Source organism: Streptomyces sp. NPDC046900 (genome assembly GCF_040644975.1).
Classification (GTDB): domain Bacteria; phylum Actinomycetota; class Actinomycetes; order Streptomycetales; family Streptomycetaceae; genus Streptomyces.
The window spans coordinates 1-2417 of the sequence record NZ_JBEYXD010000224.1 but is presented as its reverse complement, the minus strand read 5'-3'; the positions used below and the strand labels follow the sequence as shown (position 1 = coordinate 2417).

Annotated in this window: 2 protein-coding genes; both read right to left on the bottom strand. The window is 68.1% G+C overall.

Annotated elements, in window-relative coordinates:
• The coding region (locus tag ABZ904_RS51050) for an integrase core domain-containing protein (RefSeq protein ID WP_361831163.1) at positions 1-495 on the bottom strand (495 nt) is incomplete at its 3' end.
• A gap of 53 nt (positions 496-548) precedes the next feature.
• Positions 549-2192 carry an IS4 family transposase gene (locus tag ABZ904_RS51045; RefSeq protein ID WP_361831160.1) on the bottom strand — a complete coding sequence of 548 codons (1644 nt, stop codon included), beginning with the start codon at positions 2190-2192 and terminating at the stop codon, positions 549-551.
• Positions 2193-2417: the final 225 nt, after the last annotated feature.

The window sequence follows — 2417 nt, the reverse complement described above, 5'->3', positions numbered from 1 at the left end:
ACTGACGCGGATCCGACGCAGCTGGCCAATCTGCTTCTCTCCGCATTCCAGGGCGGCATGCTCCTCGCCCAGGTCGCTCGGGACATCACCCCGCTGAAGGACGCGTTGCAGGCAGCCATCGATTACGTGCAGACCTTCGCGACGTCTCCCGACGCCGCCTGTTCCTGCCCGCTCGCTGACGGTGAAGGGTGAACGAACCCGAGGGAAGATCGTGGACACAGCGGCTGGCTTGATGCTTAAAGCGGCCAGCTCCAGGACGGGGTTGGCCCGGTGGTCGTGTTCGTAGTCGATCGGACTGCGGTAGCCGCACACGCTGTGTAGCCGATGGGTGTTGTAGAACCCGGTGATCCACGTGGCGATCTTCAGTCGGGCCTCGGTGCGGGTGGCGAAGGTGTGCCGGTCGACGTACTCGACCTTGAGCACGCTGTTGAACGACTCGCTGACGGCATTGTCGAAACACGAGCCGACCCGGCCCATGGACTGGGTTACGCCCAGGCGGCGGCAGGCCCGCTTGAACCGGCGAGTGAAGTTCCCCCAAGGCCGGGTAGTTAGCGCTGGTGACCGCGGCGCAAGGCACCGGCCGTTGGCGGTGTGGCTGCCGCGTAGCGGCCTGTACGGATCCTCTTGATCAGCCCTTTCTCGGTCCAGCGGGCGAGTTGCCGGTAAGTGGCGACGAGGGTGACGTCGCCGAGGAGCTCGGCGATCTCTCGGGCCCGCCACTGCCGCTCGGGCTCTTCCTGCAGCACAGCGAGGACGCGCGCCATGCGGTTGCTGGTCTTGCCGGCACCGACGTACTGGGGGACCGTGGCCGCCGGCAGTTCGGGGCGAGGGGGCGGGGGCTGTAGGAGCGTGATCGTCACGGCAGTCACCGTCTGGCTCGCGTCCGGGCGGCCGTCCAACTTCCGTTCCGCATATCGAGAGATGGGCGATTTCACCTTTCGGGTGCTGACGCGGGGCCGGCGTGCCGGCAGCAGCGCCGCCAAGACCCTGCTTCCAATTGTCCCGAGGCCCTGCTCGAGGATTCCTTCCGCGCGTACCAGCAGGTCGCGGGCTGTGTGGAGGGCGATGGTGAAGCCGCAGCGGTCGGGATCGGTGCCCGGCCGGGACTCCGCCGCCTCGACCATGGCCCGGCGCAGCAGCTGGTAGAGGACCAGCAGGGCCCACATCTCCTGCTCGACGCCGACCGGGTCGCACGAGCGCAGCACGCGCCCGTCGAGGATGGTGTGACGCAGCGCGTAATAGGCGCTCTCGTGTTCCCAGCGCTGGTGATAGAGGCGCACGAGACGGTCGGCGGGGAAGCGGTGGGCGTCCAGCAGCGTGGTCACCAGGCGGTAGGTGCCTGCGAAGCTGCTGCCGTCCGCACAGGTGACGCTGACCTGGGCCTCGATGATGCGTACCGGGACGCCGCCGATGGCCGACAGGTAGGAAGCATCTGCGAGGCTCTTCAGCACCGGTGGGCGGCGGCGCTGGCTGATGCGGCCCACGATGCGGGCGCCGGTGGTGTGCACTGCGGCGAGGAAGTCGTTGCCGTCGAAACCCCGGTCCCACAGCACCAGCATGTCGGGGCGAAGGTGCGAAAGCAGCCGGGTGGCATAGGAGGTCTCGCCCTCCCGGGTGGGCCCGAAGATAGCGGCGATCACCGCCCGGGTTCCGGTCTCGACCAGCGTCATCAACTCGAGTTGGGGATAGCCGCCGTGCGGGCATCGGCCCAGCCAGCCCCGGTTGCGTTCGCTGTCGGCGGTCTTGATGGAGCTGCAGCCGTCGAAGGAGACGGTGCGGTAGGGGCCGAAACGGGCCCCGGGGGTGTGCGGTTGCGCCAGTGCTCCGGCCACCACCTCAAACAGGGTCTTCATCGGGGCGCAGCCCACCCGGCGTCGAAGGTCGCGCAGGCCCTTCGTGCTCGGCGCCGGGAGGAGGCCGTCGAGTCCAGCCGTCATTTTGTCCCACACCAGCCGGTATCCGACCTCCGGAAACAGGCACATCGCCAAGAGGAAGTACACCCCGACCCGCGAAGGCAGATCCCGCAGCCGCTGCTGGACCGCACGGGTCTCCTCCAGGACGGCGTCCACCAGGTCGAAAGGCAGGAAGGGCGTCAGTCCGCCCAGGTGCCCGGCGGCGAAACGCCCTGCGGCCAGGGTGATTTCCCGCGAGAGGGTCGCCAGGGCGGGCGGGGAGGCAGAATGGACAGGCAACGCGGCTCCATGGGCAGGACGTCTTGGTCGACACCTGCTTCAACGGAGCCGCGTTGATCAAGTTCCGCACACCGCGACGGACCCCGCCCCGCCTTGCACCCCGGCCAGAAACCTTAACTACCCGGCCTTGGAAGTTCCCCCCTGATCTTGGACAGCGGATGCTTACGCTGCGGGGGTGAAGTCGTGCTGCAGCCTGGCTCGGGTTTCGAGTGGGGTGAGGTACCC